Below are 22,247 nucleotides of genomic sequence, written 5' to 3'. Positions count from 1 at the left end.
GATCGTCGCCTCCGGTGCGGCCATCGTCGAAGAAAGCATGCTGCCCGGCGGCAGTCGCTTCTTCCCCAAGCCCTACGATGACCTGACCATCACCGAAGCGATGGCGCGCTTGCTTGCCAGCGATGACTCCGAGGCCAGCTCGCGCTGAAGCAGAGACAACGGTTGGCCCCCATAATCCGGGGGCCGAACCGATTACTTGGGCGAGGAGGCTTCATCTATGCCGGCAAACGCTACCGGTCGCTCTCGAAGATTGCCGGTGAGATCACCGGCACCAACTGGTCCGGGCCGAGGTTCTTTGGCCTATGAGCACGATTACCAAACTGCGCTGCGCCATCTATACCCGCAAATCTTCCGAAGAAGGTCTCGATCAGGCCTTCAACTCGCTTGATGCCCAGCGCGAGGCCTGTGAAGCCTATATCGCCTCGCAGGCTTCTCTTGGTTGGAAGGTTCTGCCCGAGCTTTATGACGATGGCGGCATCTCTGGCGGCACTATGGAGCGCCCTGCTCTCCAACGCTTGCTTCGCGACATCAAGGACAAGAAGATTGACGTGGTTGTCGTCTACAAGATCGATCGCCTCACCCGCTCACTGATGGATTTTTCCCGTATCGTCGAAGTCTTTGATGGCCACGGCGTCTCGTTCGTTTCGATTACCCAACAGTTTAACACCACCACATCGATGGGGCGATTGACGCTGAACGTCCTTCTGTCCTTTGCCCAGTTCGAACGGGAGGTGACCGCTGAGCGCATCCGCGACAAGGTTGCCGCCTCGAAGAAGAAGGGCATGTGGATGGGAGGGCCGGTGCCACTCGGGTACCGAGTCAATGAACGCAAACTTATAGTCGATCCTGAGGGCGCTAAAACTATAAAGTGGTTATTCAGTCGATATCTTGACCTCAAGTCGTTGAACGACTTGTCGGCTGCGGCTCAGGCTGAAGGTCTTTATTGGGGACCGCCGGCCCGAGCGGCGGTGGCTTCCTTAACCCGCGGCAAGATGCGACATCTCCTGACGAATCCAATCTACCTCGGCAAAATCCGCCACAAAGACGCGATCTACGATGGTGAGCACGAAGCAATCCTAGATACTGAGATGTTTGAGCAAGTTCAGTCACTGCTCGCCACACAGGCGCCAACGAGACGTATAGGGAGCAACATTCCCGATCGTCATCTTGGAGGCATTCTATGCGACGCAAACGGACAGACACTCCTGACTGCCCATAGCCAAACCCATGGGAAGCGGTATCGCTACTACGTATCGCGAGCGGACACTGATAGGTCGAGCACCGCCAAGAAGCGTCTGGTCGGATGGCGGCTTCCTATATCGTTGATCGAGCCTATCGTTGAGCAGCATTTGCATAGCTTGTTGGCGGACAAATCTCAGCTTGCACGATGGCTAGATGCTCATCGATGTGCCGCCGACCTCGGCCGTAGCATAGAAAACGCTGCGGCCATCGCACGTCGCTACCGTGAGCAGGAAGATCCGAAAACTCGACATCATATTCTGAGGCAAATCTACAGGCGCATTCTGATTGACGCGAACTCCATCACATTCGAGATCCGGGTCGCATCGCTGCTGTCACTTCTAAACACGCGCGTAGGTGATGAAAGCAAAGTGCCTGCAAATGGCATTGAGGAAATTGCAGCTATCTCGATTCCGATGCGGATGAAGCGGCGGGGAAATGAAGAACGCATTGTTCTGCAGGGGAACACACACACGCCGCAGCCAGATCCGCTGCTCATTGCAATGCTAGCGAAGGCACATCTCTATCTTGAAGCCCTGACGGACGGTTGCGAGACCAGCATCGCCGAGATTGGCAAGCGCTTTAACATCAGCGGTCCCGACGTCAGTCGCCTGTTGCCAATGGCTTTTCTATCGCCGAAAGTAACAGAAGCGATTTTAACAGGGCGTCAGTCGCCAGCTATAACCATTGCGAGGCTGACTCGTATGTCCGATGTCTCGACCGAATGGACCGACCATCACAAGCTGATCGACCTCTAGCTCCTATCCCTTCAGGGCTTACATCGGCTGCCTTTCAGGCAGCCCTGCTCGTTCCGCGGGCAATCCGAACTCGACAAAGCCTCGCAGTATCGGTCAATGCGAATACAGTCTCGAAAAATAGCCTCCCCAAGTTGAAGACTTGGGGCTGACAGGTCCGGCCTTCTGAGAAGTATTCCCGTCTGGCGGAAACTTAAGCCGCCTTTCGAGATGATTGAGCAGACAATAGCCGCCTATGGTCCGCTAACCCTCGGAAATGTCGCAGCTATTCCAGAGGCAACCTTCGGAGACAAGTTGTGGCGAAAAGAATGGTGCCGCTTGCAGGACTCGAACCTGCGACCCCATCATTACGAATGATGTGCTCTACCACCTGAGCTAAAGCGGCACATGCGCTCGCGAACCAGGCCGCGAACGAGTGTGAGGGGCTGATACAAGCAAACTTTCCGGATTTCAAGCCCGGATTTCACACCTTGCCATCATTGCCTCACGAAAAACGCCTTATCGTCAGAGGGCAAGGCGCTGGCGGGCGGCGTGGTATTCCTGCTCCAGCCGATCGACCAGCGTTGCAACCGGGGTGACGGCGTTGACGGCGCCTATGCCCTGACCGCTGCCCCAGATGTCTTTCCAGGCCTTGGCGCCGCTGGTCGCGGTCTCGAAATCCATCTTCGAGGGATCGGCCTCCGGCAGGGCCGCCGGATCCATGCCGGCCGCAACGATGGAACCCTTGAGGTAATTGCCGTGAATGCCCGTGAAATAGTTGGAATAGACGATATCGGCAGAACTGCTATCGACGATCATCTGCTTGTAGCCGTCGCTGGCGCGGGCCTCGTTGGTGGCAATGAAGGGGGTGCCGATATAGGCCATGTCCGCGCCCATGGCCTGAGCGGCCAGAACGGCGCCGCCGTTCGCGATCGCGCCTGACAAGAGAAGCGGGCCATCGAACCAAGCGCGGATCTCCTGGACAAGCGCGAAAGGCGAAAGCGTGCCGGCATGGCCGCCTGCACCGGCCGCAACCGCGATCAGGCCATCGGCGCCCTTGCGAATGGCGGAATTTGCATGGCGATTGTTGATGACGTCATGCAACACGATACCGCCATAGGAATGGATCGCCGCGTTGACCTCCGGCACCGCGCCGAGCGAGGAAATGACGATCGGAACCTTGTATTTGACGCACAGCATCAAATCCTGTTCCAGACGCGCATTCGACTTGTGCACGATCTGATTGACGGCGAAGGGTGCGGCCGGGCGGGTCGGGTTCTTTGCATTGTAAGCCGCCAGATCTTCCGTGATCTCGGCAAGCCACTCATCGAGTTGCGAATGAGGGCGCGCGTTCAGAGCCGGAAAGGAGCCGACGACGCCGGCCTTGCATTGCGCCAGCGTCAAGGCAGGATGGGAAATGATGAAGAGAGGGGCGGCAACCACGGGCAGGCGTGTTGTTCCGTTGAGAATGGCTGGCAGGGACATCGGGTTTCCTCCTCATCGATTTTGACGTTTGCGTAAACGTAAGCTTTTGTAGCAGCGACCGGGAGCTTTGCCTAGAGTTTGTCAGGGAAAAGTGGGAGCCGGCTTTCCGAAATAGACAGAAGAAAACCAGGAAAAACAGGGGAAGCGTGGCTCGAACTCCGCCAGGCGGGATTCACACGCCGCGAAGACATAAGCGAGCCCGACGAGAAATGCCGGGGATTGTCGCGGTCTTGTGCCTGCTTGACGGACGGCAGCCTTGCGATCTCAAGCCGCAACAGTTACCCAATCGTTAATGAACTCGCTCTTGATGGAAACCTCAACCGGCGTTGCGAGAAGAGGACAGCTTTTCGTCAAGAGAAACTTCAAGGCATGGAAGGCGGACACAGGTTCGCCGGCAGCCAAGGCGAAGGGAAGATCGTGAGCGGACTGGAAACGGCCATAAGACAGGCGCTGGAGCGCTCGGACCGGACGAGCCCGGAGATGCGCGCGCGTATCTACCAGTCGGCACGCAATGCGCTTGAGGCCGGTCTGCGCAAGCAGGATGTCCATGATACCGAGGTCATCGCCCAGCAGCGCCACAGGCTCGAGGTCTTGATCCATGCTATCGAGAATGAAGAACGGGCCAACCTCAGGAAGCAGGCAGAAGAAGCGGCAGTCGTCGAGCCGCCAGTAGAAACGCAGCCCCGCACGAACGACAAGGACAGCCAGGCAGCGCCGGTAGACGAAAGCCTGGATATCGCGCCTGACCGCCGGGGGACACCGCCCGAAACGGCCGGTAACGACAATGCTTTTGGCGAGCTGCGTGCCGAACGCCGCGACGGCGGTGCGATCCCGTCCGGCGACTTTTCTGCCGATCTTAATGAAAAGCGCACGCCATCTGCCGCCGAATACCTGCGCGCGGAGCCTTCAGCCAAAGGAAAGCGCGGCCGCGCTGCGGAATTTCCGCCGAAGAACAGGCGCCGCCGGGGACGTTTCTTCTCCTTGCTCATGGTCCTTACCGTTCTGCTCGCCACTTTCGGCACTGCCGGCTGGTGGGTCATGTCGAGCGGACTTCTGCAAACGGCTGACGAGCGCGACACGAGCGTCGCCAATCCGCCCGCTACCGTCAATTCCGAGGATTTCGATGGCGAAACCGGCCTCTCGACTCTCAACACCCAGTCGGGCTTCAACAGCGACTGGATCGAGGTCTATGCACCCGGGAATGGCGCGACGGCCGTTGCCGGCCCGCAGTCCAAGGCGGACGTCGTCAGCGACGAGGCCGGCCAGCACCTGCGCATCACCTCCGGTAGCCCGGACGCCAATGGCGACGTCCGCCTTCAGATTCCTGCCTCCGTTCTGGAACAACTTTCCGGCAAGACATCCACGCTGGCGCTGACGGTGCAGGCGGACATGGGCAAAACCACCCAGTTTTCCGTGGAGTGCGATTTCAGCACGCTGGGCGAATGCGGCCGGCATCGCTTTACCGTCAACGACGAAAAGGTCGACATGCTGTTCAAGGTCACCTTCGACCGCAGCCTGGCGCCAAGCGATCCCGGCGCCGTCATCATCAGCAGCGACGTCAGCGGCAAGGGGGCGAGCCTCAATCTCTACGCGGTTCGGGTACTGCCCGGCCAATAACCGGGCAGTCGGCTTTACTTCAGGAAATCGGGGCCAAAACCGAGGATCTTGTCATCGATCTTGCCGATGGCATCCTTGTCCTTTCCGTAGTAATCCAGCGTATTCAAGATATGCCGGATGACGTTCAGCCGGGCGCGGCGCTTGTCGTTGGCACGCACGAGCGTCCAGGGAGCATCCTTCGTGTGGGTTTCCTTGAGCATGCGGTCGCGTTTCTTGGAATAATCGTCCCACTTGCCGAGCGCGGCGATATCCATCGGTGAGAGCTTCCAGATCTTCAGCGGATCGTGACGGCGGTCGTGAAAACGCTTGAGCTGCATCTTCCGGCCGATATCGAGCCAGAATTTGAAGAAGAAGATACCGTCATCGACGATAAGTTCCTCGAAGCGCGGGGTTTGACGGAAGAAGGTTTCGTATTGCTCCGGAGTGCAGAAGCCCATAACAGGCTCGACCCCTGCGCGATTGTACCAGGAACGGTCAAACATCACGAACTCGCCCGCGGTAGGGAAATGATGGATGTAACGCTGGTAGTACCACTGGCCAGCCTCGGTCTCCGTGGGCTTGGTCAAGGCAACGATACGGGCGCTGCGCGGATTCATGTAGGAATGCGTGGCGAAGATCGTTCCGCCCTTGCCCGCGGCATCACGCCCCTCGAACAGAGCCAGGACGCGCTTTCCCTTGGCTTGCATCCAGAACTGGGCCTTCACCAGTTCGATCTGCAGTTTTTCCAGCTCAGGCTCGAAATCCTCGCGTTTCAGCTTTTTTTCATAGGGAAAGCCTCCGGAAGAGAAGGAACCCGTTTCGATCCAGTCCGGCAGCTGCGGATCATCGATATCCCACAGCCGTTTGGTGCCGTCGATTTCAAGTTCGACCGGCTCGTTCCTCACCAGTCCAAGGTTCACGTTTGCCAATTCCCGCCTCCACTGATCTTTCGTGCTTTTTCGGGGAGCAGGCCACAAACACATTGCGAATTCAAGCATGTCGTGAAATCCATGTCATGAAAGCGCGATATCAGCAGCGAAGTTTTCAAACGAAAGACATGCTTTTGCAGACGCCACGACTGATAGCAAAGAGGACGATCGACACCCTGCGTGACAGGTATTGGGTGGTTCTCCTCTCGCTGTTCATCGGCGCGGCGCTGATCGCCGCCGGCGTTCATCTCATGGCTGTCATCTTTTTCTGGCTGGTTCTGATGATCGCGCTGCTCAACCCAAGGGGCGAGGCTCCTGCACCTGCGACCGCGGCCCATCCCGCCGCCACACCGCTTACCCCGGACCTCAGCGTGCTGGTTGCCGCCTTCAACGCGCTCGACATGCCGATCCTGGTTATCTCGGCGGATGAAACGGTCAGGCTTCAGAACGAGACCGCGGAAAAAGCGTTCGGCGCCATACCGGCAAACACCGATCTTTCCGCGCGCGTGCGCTCTCCGGGTATCCTCGACATGGTCAGGGAGACGATCGCCACGGGAAAGCCCAACCAGATCGAGCATTCCGAGCGGCTGCCATCGGATGCGGTCTACATCGTCAGGATTGCCGCGGCCGACAATGTGACGGAAACCGGCGAGCGGCTTTTTGTGCTTTCCTTCCGCGACATCTCGCAGGCACGCCGGATCGACAGAATGCGTTCTGACTTCGTGGCCAATGCCAGCCACGAACTGAGAACGCCGCTGGCCTCGCTGCGCGGTTTCATCGAAACGTTGCAAGGGCCGGCGCGCGGCGATCCGAAGGCGCATGAGCGGTTTCTGGGGATCATGCACGAGCAGGCGACACGCATGAGCCGGCTTGTCGATGACCTGCTTTCCCTATCCCGTCTTGAGCTGAAATCCCACATCGCCCCCGATGAGACCATCGATCTCGCTCCCCTCCTCGGCCACGTCCGCGACAGTCTGGCGCCGCTTGCGCAGGAACTGAACGTGGATATCAGCCTCGATTTTCCGACGAAAGCGGTCACGGTCCGCGGCGACCGCGATGAACTGATCGAGGTTTTCGAAAACCTGATAGAAAATGCCTGCAAGTATGGCCAGGAGGGCAAGAAGGTCGAAGTGCGCCTCACCGGCGGCGACGGCGATGGCCCCATCGAGGTCTCCGTGCGCGACCACGGACCGGGCATTCCAGCCGAGCACGTTCCGCGCATTACCGAACGATTTTACCGCGTCAATGTGGAAGCGAGCCGAACGAAAAAGGGCACCGGGCTCGGCCTTGCCATCGTCAAGCATATCCTCACGCGCCACCGGGCACGGCTGATCGTTCAATCGGAAGTTGGCAAGGGCACGGTCTTTACCGTCCGCTTCTGACATATATGTCGCACAATACACGCGACAGATTTAATTAATATATATTTTTCAAAGACTTAAATTGTCACAAATGTTTCATCGAACTGACATAAAAGATGAGGTCATCGGGGTCTAGTTAAAGGCAGCCGATCAGACGGCCAACGCGAGCGCCCGCCATAAAGGCGCAACAACACAAGCCCAATTCCGGGAGAACTTCGATGAACGTTTTGAAACTCACTGCTGCTGCCCTGGTTGCATCGGTTGCCTTCGCAGGCGCTGCTGCCGCCCGTGACCAGATCCAGGTCGCCGGCTCCTCCACCGTTCTTCCCTACGCGAAGATCGTTGCCGAAACCTTCGGCGAAACCTTCCCTGACTTCAAGACGCCGGTTGTTGAGTCTGGCGGTTCGGGCGCTGGCCTGAAGGAATTCTGCAAGGGCGTTGGCCCGGACACCATCGACATCGCCAACTCCTCGCGCGCTATCAAGTCCAGTGAGCTGGAAACCTGCAAGGCAAACGGCGTTACCGAAGTTCAGGAAGTGAAGTTCGGCTATGACGGTATCGTCTTCGCAACCGACGCCAGCAATGCCGACCTGAAGCTGGTCCCGAAGGACCTGTACCTCGCTCTCGCCGCTGAAGTTGTTGTCGACGGCAAGATCGTTGCCAACCCCTACAAGAAGTGGTCGGAAGTCAACAAGGACCTGCCGGACGTTGAAATCGCCGCTTACATCCCCGGCGAAAAGCACGGCACCCGCGAAGTCTTCGACGAAAAGGTACTCGCTGAAGGCTGCAAGGAAGCCGGCGCTGCCGACGCCATCAAGGGCCTCGTCGCCGACGAAAAGGAAGCTGCCGCCAAGTGCATCGCCGTTCGTAAGGACGGTCTGGCCATCGACATCGACGGCGACTACACCGAAACGCTTGCCCGCATCGACTCCAACAAGAACGGCATCGGCGTTTTCGGCCTTTCGTTCTACGAAAACAACGCCGACAAGCTGAAGGTCGCCACCATGAGCGGTGTTGCTCCTTCGGTTGAAACCGTTGCTTCCGGCGAATATCCAGTTTCGCGCCCGCTGTTCTTCTACGTCAAGAAGGCTCACCTCGGCGTTATCCCGGGTCTCAAGGAATATGTTGAGTTCTTCCTCGACGACCAGATGATCGGCCCCGACAGCCCGCTCGCTTCCTACGGCCTGGTTCCGGCTCCGGATGCAGAACGCGAAGAAGTCCGCAAGGCCTTCTCTGCCGGCAACATGCTCTGATATAAACATCAGACGAGCGGCACGGCATTCGTTTGCCGTGCCGCATTTCCCTTGTTCGCAATGCCGGCTTTCAATGATTGATAAGGCCGGGGGGACCTATTGATGAACACCTCTCTGATTTTTTTGATTGTTTTGATAATAGGCCTCGCAGCCTATTTTGTCGCGAGATCGCGAGCCGTCACCAGCGCCAACGGCAAGCTTTCCGTGCTCCATTCTCTTCCCGGCTATCACGGTACCTATGCAGCGATCTGGGCGACCTTGCCCGCGCTCGTCGTGCTCGGCGTCTGGCTTATCGCCAGCCCGATGCTGATCGAGAAAACAATTCGCGCCGAGCTTCCCGAGACGGTGACCAGCCAGGGTTCTGCACCGACCGAGCTGGCGCTTGGTCAGGTTATCTCCGTCGCCAACGGCCTGCGGCTGCTCAGCGATGACGAGCTGGCGACCGTGACCAGCGGCAGCGCAACCTTGCGTGAAACGTTGGCTGCCAAGGGCGTCCCCATGGCAAGCGAAGCAGCGACCTACCTGCTGGCATCGGCCCAGGACTATAATGCCCTGAAGGATACCAGCCAGCTCGCTATGGCGGCCGTGGTGATCATCCTTTCGATCGCCGGCGCCGTTTTCGCGCTGCGCGGCATTTCCGCTCCTTTCCGCGCACGCAATCGCGTCGAACAGGTCATCCTGGGCGCGCTCCTGCTGGCGTCCTCCATTGCGATCCTCACCACGGTCGGCATCATCGGCTCGATGCTGTCCGAAGCGATCCGCTTCTTCCAGTCGGTGTCGCCCAGCACGTTCTTCTTCGGCACGGTGTGGGACCCGCGTTTCGCGGCGGCCGGCAGCGGTGGGTCGGAAGGCCAGTTCGGCCTGCTGCCGCTTCTCGCCGGCACGCTTTACATCGCCTTCGTCGCCATGCTCTTCGCAGTTCCGGTCGGTCTTTTCGCGGCCATCTACATGGCCGAGTATGCACGTCCTTCGGTTCGCAGCATCGCAAAGCCGCTGCTCGAAATCCTCGCGGGCATTCCGACCATCGTCTACGGCTTCTTCGCGCTGATCACGGTCGGCCCGTTCCTGCGTGACGTATCCGCCCAGCTCAACGGGCTGGTGACCGGCAACTACGTGAACTTCATTCAGGCGCAGAGCGTTCTAACGGCCGGTATCGTCATGGGCATCATGCTGATCCCGTTCGTGTCATCGCTCTCCGACGACATTATTACCCAGGTACCGCGTTCGCTGCGCGATGGCTCGCTCGGACTTGGTGCGACCCGCTCGGAAACGATCAAGAAGGTCGTGCTTCCCGCCGCCCTTCCCGGCATCGTCGGCGCCCTTCTGCTGACCGCCTCGCGTGCTGTCGGCGAAACCATGATCGTGGTGCTTGCCGCAGGCGTTGCGGCCCGCATGCAGCTCAATCCCTTCGAAGCGATGACGACCGTCACCGTCAAGATCGTCAACCAGCTGACCGGCGACCTCGAGTTCAACTCGCCGCAGACCCTTGTCGCCTTCGCGCTCGGCATCACCCTGTTTGCGATCACGCTTTGCCTCAACATCTACGCGCTCTACATCGTGCGCAAATACCGGGAGCAGTACGAATGACCGAGATCACCGCTTCCGCACCTGCGACCTTCACCCGTCCTGCACAAGCCCGCCGCGACATCGGCATCAAGAAACGCTACCGTGCCGAACGACGCTTTCGCGCCTACGGCATGGCAGCCATCCTGACCGGCCTGTTCTTCCTGTTCGTGCTGCTCTGGACGGTTATTTCCAACGGTTACACCGCGTTCCTGCAAACGACGATCACCCTTCCGATCGAGTTTTCGGAACAGGTCATCGACCCGAAGAACGAACGCGCCGACAATCCGGCGAAGCTGATGACGGCGAACTATCCGCTTCTCGTCCGCGACGCCCTGATCAAGGCGCTGAACATCGATCCTTCGAACCGTGCACTCGTCAAGCAGGCGACCGACATGGTTTCGGCAAGCGCCCGCACCCAGCTGCGTGACATCGTCGTGAACAACCAGTCGGTGATCGGCACGACCCAGAACGTTGCGCTTCTGGCGGAAGGCAATATCGACAGCGCCAACAAGGGCCAGATCGATCTGAATGTCGCCGAAGCCAACCGCAAGGTGAAGGACACACAGCTTGGCTGGATGAAGACGCTCACCGAAACCGGTGCGATGACCAAGAACTTCAACACCGGCCTGTTCACCTTCGGCGCATCGAGCCGTCCCGAGGCAGCCGGTATCGGCGTCGCTGCCGTCGGCTCGCTCTACATGATGCTGATCGTGCTCGTTCTCTCCCTGCCCATCGGCGTCTGCGCGTCGATCTATCTCGAAGAGTTCGCACCGAAAAACAAACTGACCGATCTGATCGAAGTCAACATCAACAACCTCGCGGCTGTTCCCTCGATCGTCTACGGTCTGCTCGGCCTCGCCGTCTTCATCAACTTCGCCGGAATGCCGCGTTCTGCGGCCCTGGTCGGCGGCCTGGTGCTGACGCTGATGACGCTTCCGACGATCATCATCGCGACCCGCGCCGCGCTGAAGGCCGTACCGCCGTCGATCCGATCGGCTGCCCTCGGCCTCGGCGCTTCGAAGATGCAGACGATCTTCCACCATGTCCTGCCGCTCGCCATGCCGGGCGTCCTGACCGGTACCATCATCGGCCTTGCCCACGCGCTCGGCGAAACCGCACCTTTGCTCTTGATCGGCATGGTCGCCTTCGTCGTCGACTACCCGGGTTCGCCGATGGAACCCTCCACTGCCCTGCCCGTGCAGATCTACATGTGGGCCAATGAAGCAGAACGTGCATTTGTCGAACGGACATCGGGGGCGATCATGATCCTCCTGGTCTTCCTCGTCTTGATGAACCTTGGCGCAATCCTGTTGCGGCGTCGCTTTGAGCGTCGCTGGTAGTGAGGTAAGAACATGAACATGATGTCCGAAGCAGCAGTCGAAAAGGCTCTCGATCAGAAGATGACCACCGTACCCTACAAGATGATCGGCAAGGATGTTTCCGTCTATTACGGCGACAAACGCGCTCTTTTCGATGTGAACCTCAACGTTCGCGAAAATACCGTAACCGCATTGATCGGCCCTTCCGGCTGCGGCAAGTCGACCTTCCTGCGCACCTTGAACCGCATGAACGACACGATCGACAATTGCCGCGTCACCGGCAAGATCACGCTCGATGACGGCGATATCTACGACGCGAAGATCGACGTGGTGGAACTGCGTGCCCGTGTCGGCATGGTTTTTCAGAAGCCGAACCCTTTCCCGAAGTCGATCTACGAAAACGTGACCTACGGCCCGAAGATCCACGGCCTTGCCCGCGCCAAGGCGGAACTGGACCAGATCGTCGAGCAGAGCCTTCAGAAGGCCGGCCTGTGGAACGAGGTGAAGGACCGCCTTCATGAGCCGGGCACCGGGCTTTCCGGTGGTCAGCAGCAGCGCCTGTGCATCGCGCGCGCCGTTGCAGTCAGCCCGGAAGTGATCCTGATGGACGAGCCCTGCTCGGCCCTCGACCCGATCGCGACCGCAAAGGTCGAGGAACTGATCCACGAACTGCGGACCAATTTCACGATCGTCATCGTGACGCACTCGATGCAGCAGGCAGCCCGCGTTTCGCAGCGCACCGCCATGTTCCACCTCGGCAATCTCGTCGAGGAGAACGACACCGACAAGATGTTCACCAACCCGGACGACCAGCGCACGCAGGATTACATCATGGGCCGCTTCGGCTGATTGATTGTAGCTGGCCGCGTCCTTCGCCGGAGGCGGCACCTGCTTTGAAACCTGAATGTGATCCGAAGGAACAACGATGAGCTCTACACATATTGTTTCCGTCTACGACGAGGACCTGAAGTACCTGTCGCGACGGATCTCCGAAATGGGCGGCCTGGCCGAACAGATGGTGGCCGATTCCGTGCGCGCGCTCGTGAATGCCGACCTGTCTCTGGCCCAGAAGGTCATCTCCGACGACGTCGTGCTCGACGAGGCTGAAAAGCAGATCGGCGAAAAGGCGATCGTGACGATCGCCAAGCGCCAGCCGATGGCATCGGACCTGCGCGAAATCATGGGCTCGATCCGCATCGCGGCCGATCTCGAACGCGTCGGCGACCTCGGCAAGAACACGGCAAAGCGCGTCATCGCGGTTGCCAGCGCCAGCCTGCCCCGCCAGCTCGCCCGTGGTCTCGAGCACCTGGCCGAGCTTGCATTGATGCAGCTCAAGGAAGTGCTTGATGTCTACGCCTCCCGCTCGCCGGAAAAGGCCAACAGCATCCGCGAGCGCGACAGCGAGATCGATGCGATCTACACCTCGCTGTTCCGCGAACTGCTCACGTACATGATGGAAGATCCGCGCAACATCACCCCCTGCACGCATCTTCTGTTCTGCGCGAAGAACATCGAGCGTATCGGCGATCACGCGACCAACATCGCCGAAACGATCTACTACATGGCAACGGGCGCAGCCCCCGTCGGCGAGCGTCCCAAGGACGACACCGCCAATACCGTGGGTGCGATCAACAGCTGATCGCTGTAACGCAACCCCATGTTTGAAATGCACCAATCGAACGCCGGATCGCGAAGGATCCGGCGAGCGCTCTTCTTTTATCGAGCGCCAAGGAGTTGATCATGCAGCCAAGAATTGCCGTCGTGGAAGATGAGGAAGCCCTCAGCGTACTTCTCCGCTACAATCTGGAAGCCGAAGGTTTTGACGTCGATACCATCAATCGCGGCGACGAAGCCGAGATCCGCCTGCAGGAGCGTCTGCCGGACCTGCTCATTCTCGACTGGATGCTGCCCGGCGTCTCCGGCATCGAACTCTGCCGGCGCCTGCGCCAGCGTGCTGACACCGAGCGCCTGCCGATCATCATGCTGACGGCCCGTGGCGAGGAAAGCGAGCGTGTTCGCGGCCTCTCCACAGGCGCCGACGATTACGTCGTGAAACCCTTCTCGACCCCGGAACTGATGGCCCGCGTCAAGGCGATGCTGCGTCGCGCCAAGCCGGAGGTGCTGTCCACGCTGCTCAAGTGTGGCGATATCGAGCTTGATCGCGAAACCCACCGCGTGCATCGCAAGACCCGCGAAGTGAGGCTCGGCCCGACGGAGTTCCGGCTACTGGAATTTTTCATGGCCTCGCCAGGCCGGGTCTTCTCCCGCTCGCAGCTGCTTGATGGGGTCTGGGGCCACGATATCTACGTTGACGAGCGCACGGTGGACGTCCATGTCGGCCGGCTGCGCAAGGCGCTGAACTTCTCAAACATGCAGGATGTTATCCGCACCGTTCGCGGCGCGGGATACTCGCTGGAGAGCTGATCATCCAGCTCCGGTCGTCGCGGGACCGGCGAAGGTCTCGCGATAGGCTGCGGGCGTCGTCGCATACTGTCGCTTGAAATGGTGGCGCAACGTTGCGGCAGCTCCGAAGCCTGCCATCTCGGCGATCCTGTCGATCGGGATCGCGGAGTTTTCGAGCAGGTCGCGCGCCCGCGTCAAGCGTTCGAGCAAAACCCAGCGCGCCGGCGTCGTACCGGTCGCGGCCTCGAAACGCCGTAGAAACGTGCGGCTGCTCATACCCGACATCCTTGCCAGCAGGGCAACGCTGTGATCGGCGCCGAGATTTTCCCGGATATGATCGAGAAGCGGTCCGAGCCGGGCGCTTTCGTGCGGCAGAGGCACAGCACGCTCGATGTATTGCGCCTGCCCGCCATCCCTGTGGGGCGGTACGACGAGACGCCTTGCAACCATGTTGGCGGCCACCATGCCGTAGTCACGGCGAATGAGATGAAGGCAGAGATCGATGCCGGCAGCGCTTCCCGCCGACGTCAGCACGGCTCCCTCGTCGACATAGAGAACGTCGGGCTGCACGTCGATATCCGGATAACGCTGCTTCAGTGCATCGGTATAGCGCCAGTGGGTCGTGGCACGCCGTCCTGAAAGCAGGCCTGCCGCCGCAAGCACGAAGACGCCGGAGCAGATCGACAGAATGCGCGCGCCGCGGCGATGGGCTGCAGCCAAGGCCTCGCACAGCGCATCCGGAACCGGGGCATCGATGCCGCGCCAGCCGGGAACAATGATCGTCCCGGCTTCCGCCACCATATCGAGACCGCCGTCTGCAACGATGCGCACGCCACCCGCCGCCCGCATTTCGCCGGCGTCGATGCCGACCACGGCGAAGCGATACCAGTCGTCCCCCATTTCCGGCCGCGGCAGCCCGAAGGCTTCGACGGCAACGCCGAATTCGAAGGTGCAGAGCCCGTCGTAGGCAATTGCAACGACGAGAGGATTGCGTGGTTTTGGATGTCGGTTCAATTCTGGCATGATCTTCACACTATATGGCAAACCTGCCATCTGCCAATCCCACTCTTACCGGCATATCCAAGAGACGACAGCAACTGAAGGAGACCATCATGAGCTTCGTCACCGATTACCCGCCGGCGTCCGCGGACATCGCCATCGCCCATTTCCTGCAACGGCTTTCCGTCGAAACCGATTGCGCCGACGTGTCCGCCGTTCTGCGCTCCGGCGAGCCGGATTTCGTGCTCCTGCATTCCGTCGGCTCCCCGGAAGCCTATGCCCGCCGTCATGTGCCCGGTGCTCTCCACCTGCCGCACCGCGAGATCAGCGCCGAGCGGTTGGCCTCCTGGCCGACGGAGACGATCTTCGTGGTCTATTGCGCCGGCCCCCATTGCAACGGTGCCGACCAGGCCGCTCTCAAGCTGGCGCGATTGGGCCGGCCTGTTAAGATCATGATCGGCGGCATTACCGGCTGGGCCGACGAAGGCCTGCCTTTCGCCAAGGGACCGGAGCCCGGCGACATCAATGCCCTTCCTGTGGCGGCAGAGTAGGATATCGCAATGAGTGACCTGGAAATCCGGGCTTTTGAACAGAAGGATGTCAGCGACGTCCTGGCCCTCATGCGTGGCCTCGCGGTTTTCGAAGGCTATATAGACGATTTCCGGGTTACTGAGGCCGATCTTGTAGAACACGGCCTTGGCCCCTCGCCCCGCTTCGGCGTGTTCGTCGCCGTGCTTGCCGGCAAAGTGATCGGCATCGCAGTCCACTACCAGATCCCATGGACTTTCGATCTGAAACCCGTTGTGGTGCTGAAAGAGCTATTCGTTGCGGAAGAGGCGAGAGGGATTGGTGCCGGCGAAGCCCTGTTCCATCGGCTGACGGCCTACGCACGCGATATCGGGGCATCCAAAGTCGCCTGGACGGTGCTCGATGGAAACGAGCCCGCCATGCGGTTTTACGATCGCCAGGGCGGCGTGCCCGATACGCTCTGGAAACCGTGGTTCGTCAGGATCTCATGAAAAGAAAAAAGCCGCCTCACCGAAAGGAAGGGCGGCTTTTAATTGACGGGTCGGGACCTCAGCGAGCGCGACGGCGCTCAGCAGACGGCTGGTAGGCCAGCTTTGCATGGAATGTGCAGTAGGGCGACGTATCCGGGCTATCGTTGCCGCAGAAGTGGAATTCTTCCTTCATCGGGTCACCGATCGGCCACTTGCAGGTGCGGTCGGTCAACTGGGTCAGGCCGAGGCGTCGAGACATGGGCACGACGACGTTGCCGCCGGTGCTGCGAACCTCTTGCTCTTCCATTACGTCCAGTTCGATATCTTCCTTGACCGCAGCAGAACCGGCCGGTCGGGAAACTGTCCGCGTCGGCGCAACGGTGGCGCGGGCCGCAGAATACGTGGCAGGACGGGGAGCAGCGACAGGACGCTTGGCGCGGGTCGGGGTTGCCGCCGTTCCGCCAGCCTTCGCGCGGCCCGGAAGCGACAGCCGGTGAACCTTGCCGATCACGGCGTTTCGGCTTACGCCCCCAAGCTGCGCGGCGATCTGGCTGGCGCTCAAGCCTTCGGACCACAACTTCTTCAGTTTTTCTACGCGCTCGTCTGTCCAGTTCATGCTCTCGCCTCCATTCCAGCGTCGGCATGGACAGAATCCATCACCACGCCCCGGCCATGCGCCGAAGCTGAAACGCGATAATACTTTCGGTGACTAGTTCCGCCGCATGCGTCTAGTAATTGCTTATTAACGTAGAGACAGGGTGACTCCGTGACAAGAGTCACCGGAATCCGAGCGAATCGATTTCTGAGTTTTCCCCAACTTGCTGCCGAGGCGTGGCATTTTTGCAAGTATCGGCGACCGAAAAAATTGCGCGGCAGCAGACGCTCTCAAAGTCCCGAAAATCCGGGCATTTTGTTGACATTGCAATGCGAAGTGCTGATAGTGCGGCTGCCGCCGCGAGGCGGCATTTTTAATTTCTCGACCCCGGTTCCGGCAAGGATAGCGGGTCGATGACACCGACGATCAAAGGAGATACCGCGCCATGGCCGAAGCCAAGCCGCTCTATGACACTTACATGCGCGCACCCTTGCGGTTCGAGCGCGGGGAAGGCGTCTGGCTGATTGCTGAGGATGGCCGACGTTATCTCGATTTCGCAGCCGGCGTTGCCGTCAATTCGCTGGGCCATGCCCATCCGCATCTGGTCCAGGCCCTGAAGGATCAGGCCGAAAAGGTCTGGCACGTCTCGAACCTTTATCAGGCTCCGGGCCAGGAGAAGCTTGCCGATCGGCTGACGCAGGCCACTTTTGCCGACAAGGTATTCTTCACCAATTCGGGTGCGGAAGCACTCGAATGCGCAATCAAGACGGCGCGGCGTTACCAGTTCTCCAAGGGGCACCCGGAGAAGTTCCACATCATCACCTTCGAAGGCGCGTTCCATGGCCGCACACTGGCGACCATCGCCGCCGGCGGACAGGAAAAGTATCTTGAAGGCTTCGGCCCCAAGGCCCCCGGCTTTTATCAGGTGCCGTTCGGCGACATGACCGCCGTGAAGAACGCCATTTCGGAAGAGACGGCTGCGATCCTGATCGAGCCGATCCAGGGCGAAGGCGGTATTCGCGTCGTGCCGAAGGAGTTCCTCGAAGAACTTCGCGCACTCTGCGACGAATACGGCCTGTTGCTGATCTTCGACGAAGTCCAGTGCGGCATCGGTCGAACCGGCAAGCTTTTTGCTCATGAATGGACCGGCATCACGCCGGATATCATGGCTGTCGCCAAGGGCATCGGCGGCGGCTTCCCGCTTGGGGCCTGCCTTGCAACGGCAGAGGCAGCCTCGGGTATGATCGCCGGCACCCACGGCTCGACCTATGGCGGCAACCCGCTGGCCATGGCCGTCGGCAATGCCGTGCTCGACGTCGTGCTCGCAGACGGCTTCCTTGAGCATGTGCGTGACGTCGCGCTTGTCTTCCGTCAGGGGCTTGCTTCCATTGCCGACCGTTTCCCCGACGTTGTCGAGAGCATTCGCGGCGATGGCCTGATGCTTGGCCTCAAGGCCAAGGTGCCTTCGGCGGAACTGCTGCAGGCGATCCGCGCAGAACAGCTTCTGGCCGTTCCGGCCGGCGAAAATGTCATTCGCCTGCTGCCGCCGCTCACCGTGACGGCTGAGGAGGCGCGCGACGGCATGGCCCGTATCGAGCGCGCTGCCGAAAGCGTCAGAGCAGCAAATCTCAAGGCAAGCGCCTAAACGACAGGGCGCCTAAACGATAGGCGCTTGAGCGCCAGACAACAGCAGGACTTCGACAGTATGGCCAGACACTTTCTCGATCTCTCCGCCATGACGGCGGGCGACCTTCGCACCATCATCGACGATGCCCGCGTGCGAAAGACCGCCACAAAGGCCGGCACTGCGGACAAGCCGCTCGCCGGCAAGATGCTGGCGATGATTTTCGAGAAGCCGTCGACCCGAACCCGTGTGTCCTTCGATGTCGGCATGCGACAGCTCGGCGGCGAAACCCTGTTTCTCTCGGGCACCGAAATGCAGCTTGGCCGCGCCGAAACCATCGGTGATACGGCCAAGGTGCTGTCGCGTTACGTCGATGCGATCATGATCCGCACCACGGATCATTCCCGCCTTCTGGAGCTTGCCGAGCACGCGACCGTGCCCGTCATCAACGCGCTGACGGACCTGACGCATCCCTGCCAGATCATGGCCGACATCATGACCTTCGAGGAGCACAATGGCCCCGTGAAGGGCAAGACCATCGCCTGGAGCGGCGACGGCAACAACGTGCTGCACTCCTTCATCGAAGGCTCGGCCCGCTTCGGCTACAACCTGAATATGGCAACGCCGCTCGGCTCGGAGCCGGACGACAAGATCCTGAACTGGGCGCGCAACAATGGCGGCAACATCATGCTCTGCCACGATGCCGATGTTGCGGTGAAGGATGTCGATTGCGTCGTGACCGATACCTGGGTTTCGATGAACCAGGAGCATCGAGCCCGCGGCCACAATGTCTTCCAGCCCTTCCAGGTCAACGAAGCGCTGATGGAGAAGGCTGCCAAGAACGCCCTGTTCATGCATTGCCTGCCGGCCCATCGTGGCGAGGAGGTTACGGACGCCGTCATCGATGGCAAGCAATCCGTGGTGTTTGACGAGGCGGAGAACCGCCTGCACGCCCAGAAATCGATTCTGGCCTGGTGCCTCGGCGCCCTCTGATGCCTGCCATCAGGTCATATTGAAATTTGCGCTGCGCGACCCAATCTAAGCGTCCAGAACGCCGGCGCCACCAGTGACGCCGGCACGTTTTCAATGTAATCCATCCGGCCCGCGCGCTCTCAGCGTCAAGGCCTGCCGATGTACCGAGCCGTCATATCCATCTGGACAAAGACCGAGGACATCGGATCAATAGAGCATAGCGCGCGTTTGTGCCTGCATGTAACACCGTGCGGCCGGAAGCAGTGCATGCGAGGAGCAAGACGATGACGGATACCCTGCCCGGCCTCGGCCAATTCGATTTTGCCGGCGATGATCATGTCGTACCCTTTCAGGTCGAGGGCCTCGACGTACGCGGTCGCGCGGTCCAGCTCGGTCCGATGCTGGATGCTATCCTTGAGCGCCACAACTACCCTCTGCCCGTCGCACGGCTCGTGGCGGAAACGGTGGTGCTGACGGTTCTGCTCGGCACCTCGTTGAAATTCGACGGCAAGCTGATTGTGCAAACCAAGAGCAATGGTCCGGTCGATCTGGTTGTCGCAGATTTTTCGACGCCCGATCGCGTCCGCGCCTATGCCCGTTACGATGCGGAGGCTCTGGCCGAAGCGGAGAAGAACGGTTCGATCCAGCCGCAGGAACTGCTGGGCGAAGGCATTCTCGCCTTCACCATCGATCAGGGCGCCCATACACAACGCTATCAGGGCATCGTGCCGCTGGATGGCGCGTCGCTGGAAGAGATTGCCGGCGTCTATTTCCGCCAGTCGGAGCAAATCCCGACCAAGGTTCGCCTTGGCGTGGCCGAGCTTCTCGACCGGGACGAAAACGGCAAGCCCCGCCATCGCTGGCGGGCCGGCGGCATGGTCGCGCAGTTCTTGCCAGAGGCTCCGGAGCGCATGCGCCAGGCGGATCTGCCGGGTGGCGACGGGTCTGATCCAAGCGAGGATTTCGAAGCCGACGATCTGTGGGACGAGGCCGTTGTCATGGTCGAAACGATCGATGCCGATGAACTGACCGATCCGACTGTCGGCACGGAACGACTGCTTTATCGGCTCTTCCATGAGCGCGGTGTCAGGGTCTACCCGCCGCAGGCCGTGTTCGACCGCTGCAACTGCTCTCGCGAAAAGATCCGTGATGTGCTGGCAAGCTTCAGCCAGGAAGAGATCGACCACACTGTCGAGGACGGATATGTCAGCGTGACCTGCGAGTTCTGTTCCACGACCTATCGCTTCGAGGCAACGGAAGTCCGGCCCCAATAAAACGACAAAGCCCCCGTGCATCCCGTGGGGGCTTTCTGTTTGGTGCTTTGCAGGCCGGCGTCAGTTCAGGGTACGGACTTGGCCCGGAGAATCCAGCGAGAATGCAGGGATGGCGACCTGGAAACTCTCGCCCTCCGGCGTTTCCATCGAATAATAGCCGTACATCATGCCCGACGGGGTATCCAGCGGGCAGCCGGATGAATACTCGTAGGTTTCACCGGGGTTCAGAACCGGTTGCTCACCAATGACACCCGGGCCGTTGACCTCATCCACCTGCCCGTTTTCATCCGTGATATTCCAGTAGCGTGACATCAGGCGCACGGTCTTGCCCGACTTGTTCGAGATCAGGATCCGATAACCCCAGACATAGCGGCTGTCATCCGGATCGGACTGCTCCTCCAGATAATACGGTTCGACCGTCACCTCAATGTCGCGGGTCAGAGCGCGATACATTACCAAACCCTCATTCCCGAAGCTCTCGCAATCCCCCCGGATTCGCCCAATGCCTCAGCTTATAGTTTCCACAGGCCGTGCCAAAAACTCTCTGCGTTCGCAAAGGACATGCCCTTAATCTGCCATAGACTACAACAAGTTCGTTTCGCGAAGAATAACGCGAAAGCGAACTGTCGTGATAACGCACAGCGTCAAGATAATGACGATCAAGAGATATCGACTATTCGCGGATAATCACGTTTTGCGGCACAGGATGCGACGTGACCTCGCGCAACCACTCGCGCCAGATGGCCACCAGCAGCGCCATGAGAACCGGCCCCACGAAGAGGCCGAGGAAGCCCATGGTCTTCACGCCACCCACGAGACCGAAGAACGTCGGAAGAAACGGAAGCTTGATCGGGCCGCCGACGAGCTTCGGGCGTAGCGTCTTGTCGACGATGAACAGCTCGACCGAACCCCAGATAAACAGTGCCAGGCCATTGACCGGGGAGCCGCTGGCGGCAAGATAGATGGACACCAGCGTAAACGACAACGGCGCACCACCGGGGATCATCGCCATGACACCGGTGATGATGCCGAGCGTGACGGGTGATGGAACGCCCGCCAGCCAATAGGCAATGCCGAGTACGATGCCCTCGCCTATGGCGATGATGCCCATGCCTGTGACCGTCGAGCTGATGGTGAGCGGCACGATGCGGGAAACGCGCTCCCAGCGCATCGGCAGGATACGTTCGCCGAGCTTGTCGATTTGCGCGACGAAGGATTCGCCATCCCGATAGACGAAGAACAGCGAGATCAGCATGAACAGCAGCGTCAGCAGAGACTGGGCGGCGGACGCGCCGACAACCAGTACGCCGCGATAGATATTGCCGATATTGGAGCCGCTGATCAGCTGCACAAGCTCGCCGAGCGCCTTGGGGTGACCCACGTATTTGGCCCACTGCGCCGTCAGCCACGCTCCGATACCGGGAACATCGGCAAACCAAGGCGGCACCGGCGCACCAACCTCGTTGGTCTCGATGGCCCAGAGCAACCAGCCGCGGAGCTCTTCCACGGCATACATGGCGGCCACGGTGATCGGAACGACGATGAAGGCCACGACACACAGAATGGCGATCGTTGCGCCGAGGGTGCGATTGCCGCCGATTGCGGCCAGCAGCCGACGATAGATCGGCCAGCTGGCAAAACCGATGACCAGAGCCGCCAGAACCGGCACGAGAAAACCATGGAAGAAGTAAACGCCGGCCAGAAGAACGAAAACCAGCAGCCATCGTGCCGCCGAGATCGGCCCGATGAGCGCAGCGCGTTCGGAGGCAGGGCGACCGAAAAGCCGCGGCTCCTGCTGTGGCAGGCTATCCCCTTCAAATTGGCCAAGCGCCACGAAATTTCCTCCTCGTCGGACCTCTAGGATGCCAGCAAAACAACGATACGACCAGTCGCCTTGCCA

At 60.0% G+C, this 22,247-nt stretch carries 20 protein-coding genes, 1 tRNA gene and 1 pseudogene; 15 read left to right on the top strand and 7 right to left on the bottom strand.

The annotated features are described in order from the left end of the window. Positions 1-216: 216 nt before the first annotated feature. Positions 217-306: pseudogene (locus BLX89_RS25020) on the top strand (DUF2924 domain-containing protein); the annotation flags it as partial. Beyond that, positions 303-1,997, top strand: a complete 1,695-nt coding sequence (locus tag BLX89_RS11795; protein WP_075291076.1) for a recombinase family protein — start codon at positions 303-305, stop codon at positions 1,995-1,997. The pseudogene BLX89_RS25020 and the gene BLX89_RS11795, both read left to right, overlap by 4 nt. 306 nt (positions 1,998-2,303) lie before the next feature. On the opposite strand, the gene BLX89_RS11790 is transcribed toward BLX89_RS11795, so the two are convergent. Further along, positions 2,304-2,379: transfer RNA gene (locus BLX89_RS11790), tRNA-Thr, on the bottom strand. Between the two features lie 119 nt (positions 2,380-2,498). Next, on the bottom strand, positions 2,499-3,458 hold the full coding sequence (locus BLX89_RS11785; protein WP_075291075.1) for an NAD(P)H-dependent flavin oxidoreductase: 960 nt from the start codon (positions 3,456-3,458) through the stop codon (positions 2,499-2,501). A 417-nt stretch (positions 3,459-3,875) separates the two neighbouring features. Here BLX89_RS11785 and BLX89_RS11780 point away from each other — a divergent pair, with 417 nt between their 5' ends. After that, on the top strand, positions 3,876-5,075 hold the full coding sequence (locus tag BLX89_RS11780) for a biotin transporter BioY (RefSeq protein WP_075291122.1): 1,200 nt from the start codon (positions 3,876-3,878) through the stop codon (positions 5,073-5,075). 14 nt (positions 5,076-5,089) lie between these two features. Here the strand turns inward: BLX89_RS11780 and ppk2 are convergent, their stop codons facing one another. Then, complete coding sequence (gene ppk2 / locus BLX89_RS11775) at positions 5,090-5,983, bottom strand: polyphosphate kinase 2 (protein WP_425348606.1); 894 nt, start codon at positions 5,981-5,983, stop codon at positions 5,090-5,092. 128 nt (positions 5,984-6,111) lie between these two features. Between ppk2 and phoR the strand changes: the two genes are divergently transcribed. The 7 genes from phoR to phoB all read left to right on the top strand — a co-directional run bounded on the left by phoR (position 6,112) and on the right by phoB (position 13,906). Next, positions 6,112-7,365, top strand: a complete 1,254-nt coding sequence (gene phoR / locus BLX89_RS11770; RefSeq protein ID WP_075291121.1) for a phosphate regulon sensor histidine kinase PhoR — start codon at positions 6,112-6,114, stop codon at positions 7,363-7,365. Positions 7,366-7,562: 197 nt separating this feature from the next. Further along, positions 7,563-8,597 (top strand): PstS family phosphate ABC transporter substrate-binding protein, encoded by a 1,035-nt coding sequence (locus BLX89_RS11765; RefSeq protein WP_075291073.1) that lies wholly within the window; start codon positions 7,563-7,565, stop codon positions 8,595-8,597. A 102-nt stretch (positions 8,598-8,699) separates the two neighbouring features. Next, a complete protein-coding gene (gene pstC, locus BLX89_RS11760) occupies positions 8,700-10,184 on the top strand; it encodes a phosphate ABC transporter permease subunit PstC (RefSeq protein ID WP_075291072.1) in 1,485 nt (494 codons plus the stop codon). Further along, on the top strand, positions 10,181-11,503 hold the full coding sequence (gene pstA, locus BLX89_RS11755; RefSeq protein ID WP_075291071.1) for a phosphate ABC transporter permease PstA: 1,323 nt from the start codon (positions 10,181-10,183) through the stop codon (positions 11,501-11,503). The genes pstC and pstA overlap by 4 nt, the downstream gene beginning before the upstream one ends. A 12-nt stretch (positions 11,504-11,515) precedes the next feature. Then, the gene (gene pstB, locus BLX89_RS11750) at positions 11,516-12,331 is read left to right on the top strand and encodes a phosphate ABC transporter ATP-binding protein PstB (RefSeq protein ID WP_075291070.1); all 816 of its coding nucleotides are present in this window, start codon (positions 11,516-11,518) and stop codon (positions 12,329-12,331) included. A 76-nt stretch (positions 12,332-12,407) separates the two neighbouring features. Further along, positions 12,408-13,121, top strand: a complete 714-nt coding sequence (phoU, locus tag BLX89_RS11745; RefSeq protein WP_075291069.1) for a phosphate signaling complex protein PhoU — start codon at positions 12,408-12,410, stop codon at positions 13,119-13,121. Positions 13,122-13,222: 101 nt separating this feature from the next. Then, positions 13,223-13,906, top strand: coding sequence for a phosphate regulon transcriptional regulator PhoB (gene phoB, locus BLX89_RS11740; RefSeq protein ID WP_075291068.1), 684 nt, complete (start codon positions 13,223-13,225; stop codon positions 13,904-13,906). Here the strand turns inward: phoB and ftrA are convergent, their stop codons facing one another. Continuing rightward, on the bottom strand, positions 13,907-14,938 hold the full coding sequence (gene ftrA, locus BLX89_RS11735) for a transcriptional regulator FtrA (protein ID WP_143523586.1): 1,032 nt from the start codon (positions 14,936-14,938) through the stop codon (positions 13,907-13,909). A gap of 59 nt (positions 14,939-14,997) precedes the next feature. Between ftrA and BLX89_RS11730 the strand changes: the two genes are divergently transcribed. Beyond that, positions 14,998-15,435 carry a rhodanese-like domain-containing protein gene (locus tag BLX89_RS11730; protein WP_075291066.1) on the top strand — a complete coding sequence of 146 codons (438 nt, stop codon included), beginning with the start codon at positions 14,998-15,000 and terminating at the stop codon, positions 15,433-15,435. Positions 15,436-15,444: 9 nt separating this feature from the next. Continuing rightward, positions 15,445-15,903: a GNAT family N-acetyltransferase gene (locus BLX89_RS11725; protein ID WP_075291065.1), complete on the top strand. Its 459-nt coding sequence runs from the start codon at positions 15,445-15,447 to the stop codon at positions 15,901-15,903. 58 nt (positions 15,904-15,961) lie between these two features. Here the strand turns inward: BLX89_RS11725 and BLX89_RS11720 are convergent, their stop codons facing one another. Continuing rightward, positions 15,962-16,498 carry a GcrA family cell cycle regulator gene (locus tag BLX89_RS11720; protein WP_075291064.1) on the bottom strand — a complete coding sequence of 179 codons (537 nt, stop codon included), beginning with the start codon at positions 16,496-16,498 and terminating at the stop codon, positions 15,962-15,964. 424 nt (positions 16,499-16,922) lie between these two features. On the opposite strand from BLX89_RS11720, the gene BLX89_RS11715 reads away from it, so the two are divergent. From BLX89_RS11715 to BLX89_RS11705, 3 genes are all read left to right on the top strand, one after another. After that, positions 16,923-18,122, top strand: coding sequence for an aspartate aminotransferase family protein (locus BLX89_RS11715; RefSeq protein WP_075291063.1), 1,200 nt, complete (start codon positions 16,923-16,925; stop codon positions 18,120-18,122). A gap of 60 nt (positions 18,123-18,182) precedes the next feature. Then, on the top strand, positions 18,183-19,094 hold the full coding sequence (gene argF, locus BLX89_RS11710; protein WP_075291062.1) for an ornithine carbamoyltransferase: 912 nt from the start codon (positions 18,183-18,185) through the stop codon (positions 19,092-19,094). A gap of 263 nt (positions 19,095-19,357) precedes the next feature. Then, complete coding sequence (locus BLX89_RS11705) at positions 19,358-20,347, top strand: Hsp33 family molecular chaperone (protein ID WP_075291061.1); 990 nt, start codon at positions 19,358-19,360, stop codon at positions 20,345-20,347. Positions 20,348-20,407: 60 nt separating this feature from the next. Here BLX89_RS11705 and apaG read toward each other — a convergent pair whose 3' ends face one another. Further along, complete coding sequence (apaG, locus tag BLX89_RS11700) at positions 20,408-20,800, bottom strand: Co2+/Mg2+ efflux protein ApaG (protein ID WP_075291060.1); 393 nt, start codon at positions 20,798-20,800, stop codon at positions 20,408-20,410. Between the two features lie 220 nt (positions 20,801-21,020). After that, a complete protein-coding gene (locus BLX89_RS11695) occupies positions 21,021-22,181 on the bottom strand; it encodes an AI-2E family transporter (RefSeq protein WP_075291059.1) in 1,161 nt (386 codons plus the stop codon). Positions 22,182-22,247: the final 66 nt, after the last annotated feature.

The organism is Pararhizobium arenae, from assembly GCF_001931685.1.
GTDB lineage: Bacteria > Pseudomonadota > Alphaproteobacteria > Rhizobiales > Rhizobiaceae > Pararhizobium > Pararhizobium arenae.
Note: the sequence above shows the minus strand (reverse complement) of the source record. Positions and strands in the feature narration are given on the sequence as shown.